Origin of the sequence: Eubacterium ramulus, from assembly GCF_003122485.1 — a bacterium.
Taxonomy (GTDB): domain Bacteria; phylum Bacillota; class Clostridia; order Lachnospirales; family Lachnospiraceae; genus Eubacterium_I; species Eubacterium_I ramulus_A.
Genome location: NZ_JRFU01000230.1, coordinates 1 through 4,240 on the forward strand (window position 1 = coordinate 1; position 4,240 = coordinate 4,240).

The 4,240-nt window shown below is 44.0% G+C and carries 5 protein-coding genes; all 5 read right to left on the reverse strand.

All coding sequences use genetic code 11. The annotated features are described in order from the left end of the window. Window positions 1–12: 12 nt before the first annotated feature. The 5 genes from LG34_RS16030 to LG34_RS16050 all read right to left on the reverse strand — a co-directional run bounded on the left by LG34_RS16030 (window position 13) and on the right by LG34_RS16050 (window position 3,986). The gene (locus tag LG34_RS16030) at window positions 13–1,113 is read right to left on the reverse strand and encodes an acyl-protein synthetase (protein WP_242979932.1); all 1,101 of its coding nucleotides are present in this window, start codon (window positions 1,111–1,113) and stop codon (window positions 13–15) included. Window positions 1,114–1,264: 151 nt separating this feature from the next. Continuing rightward, window positions 1,265–2,761, reverse strand: coding sequence for an AMP-binding protein (locus tag LG34_RS16035; RefSeq protein ID WP_242979933.1), 1,497 nt, complete (start codon window positions 2,759–2,761; stop codon window positions 1,265–1,267). Window positions 2,762–2,865: 104 nt separating this feature from the next. Beyond that, window positions 2,866–3,114: an acyl carrier protein gene (locus tag LG34_RS16040; RefSeq protein ID WP_109216974.1), complete on the reverse strand. Its 249-nt coding sequence runs from the start codon at window positions 3,112–3,114 to the stop codon at window positions 2,866–2,868. A 24-nt stretch (window positions 3,115–3,138) separates the two neighbouring features. Beyond that, window positions 3,139–3,576, reverse strand: coding sequence for a 3-hydroxyacyl-ACP dehydratase FabZ (gene fabZ, locus LG34_RS16045; RefSeq protein WP_109216975.1), 438 nt, complete (start codon window positions 3,574–3,576; stop codon window positions 3,139–3,141). A 107-nt stretch (window positions 3,577–3,683) separates the two neighbouring features. Next, window positions 3,684–3,986, reverse strand: coding sequence for a NifU family protein (locus LG34_RS16050; protein ID WP_109216976.1), 303 nt, complete (start codon window positions 3,984–3,986; stop codon window positions 3,684–3,686). Window positions 3,987–4,240: the final 254 nt, after the last annotated feature.

Here is a 4,240-nt window from a genome sequence, read left to right on the forward strand (position 1 = left end):
CGCTGACCAGAATCACGCACCAAGTCTCACGTGCGTTCGACTTGAATTCTTCTGAAATGTATCAGAACATCCACGGATCTGTGCATGTTTCAGTCTGCCAAACACCTCAAAATAAGCACCTTTTCGTCCACAGGAACAATCATCCACACCAAGCAGTTGTCCCTCATCTTCCGTCAAAATACTGTGTCCCGGATAACTTTCCGGAAGTGTCGACAACACCTGAATGATTCCACGCTCTCCAATATCACAGAGTGAAAAATCAGACGCTCTCCGGAACAAAATACCGGAATAATCAGAAGCATGTAAATGACCACACTCACATTCCATGAAAATACTACCCGCCTGTTCTGCCATTCCGTAGTAATCATGCACTTTTGTAATACCACAAACCTTCTGTAATCTTGCTTTGTATTCCTGTTTTGATACCGCCTGAGATGCCAGTTTTTTCCATCCGCCACCATGCACTAAAATTCCCTGTGACAGATCTTTTTTCAAACCAGACTGCTCCAATGCCAGCACCAGATACTGCCAGATCAGGAATGTAAATCCAAAGATCAGAAATGGTTCCTTTCCGTATTTTTCCAGAAAGTCATCCAACGTTTCCAGATCCAGTGACATATCTTCCTTTAAAGCAAAAGTGCGATATCTACCAAACAGGGAAAATCCACGAATACCTGCCGCCCGCGCCGAAAACTGATGCATTCCGGACAGCGCGGAAGGTGCATCGATCACCAGCATCGGAAGTCTCTTTTTTCCAAGAAAATCTGCACCAATCTTTGCCAGTGCCACCTGCTGGCGCGTCCGTGTCTCTCCGTCCAGCACGATTCTGGATGCCATACTGCTTGTCCCGGAAGATGTCACGACTTTGTAATCATCTTCCTCCGTTGGCATGCTGCTCAATGTGATCCGTTTGAATAATCCTGCCGGAAGAAACGGAAGATCACGATAATGTGTCACATTTGACTCATCAAATCCGGAAGCCTCCAGCATACGGGCATACGCCGGACAATGTTCCCTGTGATAACGCGTCAGTTCTTTTAACTGTGTGGTGAGTTGTTCATCTTTCTGCGCTTCTTCTAAGGTATACACCTCATGTTCTCTCTGTTCCTCCAAGTTTCTCCCCTCCTCATGCAAAAGTATGCTTTTCTTTCTTCTATATATCATATCTGTGTAAATTTACACTTTTTCCATATTTGTCCAATTAGTTCGTCTCATAAGTTCTTACCCGATAAACAAGCAGCTTACTACAACATTTGAACTCTTTTTATTCCTTCACTTTATCCTGCAATTTATTGTACTGCGTTTTTCCGGAAGCATTTTTCGGAATCTCTGCAATATAATACGCCTGCACCGCGCGATTGCTTATATGCAGTCGGTCTGCCAGCAGCTCTGCTGCGGTTTCCGCACATGTCGAATCGGTCGTATAAATCTGCAAATGATCGTCTGTTCCCACACAGACAAATTCACAATCAACTTCCACATAGGCTTTCTGCAAAATACGCTCACATTCATCCAATCCGACACGGATTCCAAAAATCTTCAGGAATCTTTTTTTGCGACCGGCAATATAGTAAAATCCGTCTTCATCGACTCTTGCCAAATCTCCGGTATGTAACACACCCTGGCGTTCATCGCCTTTACTCAGATCCGCACGGCATTCTGCCATGCCAAGCGTTACGTTTGGTCCCTCATAGATCAGTTCTCCGACACCAGTTGCCGGATCAACATCCTCCAAATGGAAGGTTCCTCCCGGAATCGCAATGCCGATACTTCCGATTTTTTCCAGACAATGGTCTGCCGGAAGATAACTCATACGTGCAGTCGCTTCGGTCTGACCGTACATGACTACAAATTTAATGTCATGCTCTTTTGCCCATGTTCCAACTTTCTGCTGCAATGGTTCCGGCAGTCTGCCGCCCGCCTGCGTCATATAGCGAAGATGCTGATACCACGGTTGTTCTCCCGGTTTCTGTGTCCGGTCATCAAACAGATGCAGACGTCGGAACAGTTCATACGTATATGGAACGCCCACCAGACTGGTTCCTTCTGCGGATTTGAAATAATCCCAAAATTGCTGCTGTACCACGCTGCTGGTGGTCAGAAGCACACAGGCTCCCGCTTGAAAATGACTGTTCATCACTGATAATCCATAGGTGTACTGCATCGGCAGACAAGTAATCGCACGTTCTGACTCTGTCAGTTTCAGATATTCCATAATGGATAACGCATTGCTCTCCAGATTTTGCCGTGACAGTCGCACCAGCTTCGGACTTCCGGTACTTCCGGAAGTTGCCAGCAGCAATGCCAGCTCCGGATGCAGTTCACATTTTGGTGCTTCGGTCTGATATAAGACATACTCTGCTTTTTCATATCCGATCGTGCAGTTTTTTTCATCACTTTTATTGATATTTTCGTCTGCTTTGTTCTGTTTTTCTGATAAATTGCATGGTTTCCATGTCTCTGCATGTTTCTTCGGCATCCATACATATTCCGGTTGATACCGCTCATACATTTCCTGCAGCAGCGTTTCATCCAGCTCAGCGTTTAGCAGCAACGGTACTGCTCCTGCATTTAAGCATCCCAGATATCCGATCACTGCGCCCGGTGTATTTTCACATAATAAAAAAACAAAGCTGCGCTGGCGGACTGCATGTCTGAATTCTGCAATCTGCTCACGCAGCTCACCGTATGTAATGCAAATGCCTGTATCCGTCTGCAATGCAGGGCGGTCTGCAGGTTTTAATTCCATATCAAAATACATTGTCATACCTTCTTTTTTCAATAATCCTTCTTAAAGAATACCTTTTATTCTCATGACGTGTTCTCTCAAAAGATACTTTCGTAAGAGATTTTACGAAAAATCTCTTATTTACTCATATCCACGCCAAGTTTTTCCAGAATCTCGATTCCTTTGCTGTAGGTGCTGAAAGATGTGATATCCAGTGTTTCAAAGAACACACCAAATGCTTCTTCCAGATCTGCTACCATGTCTACATGACGAACAGATTCCCATCTTTTAAATCTATTATACACAAGCACATCATCGTTCAGATCTTCGTCAGTTGCCTGTAAATTTCTTTTTAAAATTTTGTTATATTTTTCAAGATTTGTCATTGTCTTATCCTCATATATTTTATGCTATTCTGATTTTGCCTTCATTGCCAGTGTGATCACACCGACTGCTGCACGTCCCGCATCTGTTTTCGCCGTCACTCTGCAGTCATACATACCATTTCCTGCGTCTGAGATTAACTGTGCACTCAGATACAATCGCGCTCCCGGATACACCGGATGGTAAAACCGCATCTGGCTTACCTGAAAAAATAATGGCAGTTTTCCACGGTTCTGTTCCGAAAGCAATAACAAGATATCTGCTGTCTGTGCCATACTTTCCATAATATAGATGCCCGGCAAGATTGGTTGTTCCGGGAAATGCCCCTGAAAGATCTGCCAGTCTTTCTGTATGTCCACTTCTGCTTCGATCCGATCCGGCAATTGAAGCTCCGTCACGCGATCTACCAAAAGTAACGGTTCTCTGTGTGGCAAAATTTTCTTGATTTCTTCTTTTTCCATCATCTTGCATTCCGTCCCAGCGTACAGATTATTGCTTATTTCTTTTTGCGTCCCATCTGCTTACAGATCATTTTTATCTTTTTCTCATGCAATCTGCCTGCAGAAAATCTCTATTTTTTTGCTTCTTTTCTCTGGCGCATGATCTGTCTTGCCTGTGCGATCAGGTCATCACTGACACCTGTCACCAGCACAACATCTTTCAGTTCCGGAAACGCTTCTTTTAACTCTGTGTTGACCAGATTTTCCAACGTCAGTTCTGCAGAAGGACATCCGCTGCACTGTCCATGCATTCTCACATGAAGGACTCCGTCCTCCAGTTTTTCAATCTCGATATCGCCTCCATGCTGAGCCAGATTCGGGCGCACCCGTTCATCCAAAACCTTTTCAATTTTGCTGATTTCTAATTCCCCCATGGTGGTTCCTCCTCAAAAATACAATTCTGCCCTTAAATTAATTTAAGATACTTTACGGATTATTCCGTACATTTTATTTTTTAATTATATACCTGCATCTGTCTCTGTGTAAATCGGAAACAAATGCAGGTATTAAAATTTTCTACCGATGGCAACGTAACTCATACGCGCCTTTCAGTCGAACCTATATTATCATAGAAAGGATGTATTCAAGAATGCTCCGGCATTCTTGTTGCGAGGTGCGCGTCATGCAA

Bases quoted from the DNA above. Each gene is read 5' to 3' on its own strand.
- LG34_RS16035 (WP_242979933.1), bottom strand. From the start codon at position 2,761: ATGTATTTTGATATGGAATTAAAACCTGCAGACCGCCCTGCATTGCAG.
- fabZ (WP_109216975.1), bottom strand. From the start codon at position 3,576: ATGATGGAAAAAGAAGAAATCAAGAAAATTTTGCCACACAGAGAACCG.
- LG34_RS16050 (WP_109216976.1), bottom strand. From the start codon at position 3,986: ATGGGGGAATTAGAAATCAGCAAAATTGAAAAGGTTTTGGATGAACGG.
- LG34_RS16040 (WP_109216974.1), bottom strand. From the start codon at position 3,114: ATGACAAATCTTGAAAAATATAACAAAATTTTAAAAAGAAATTTACAG.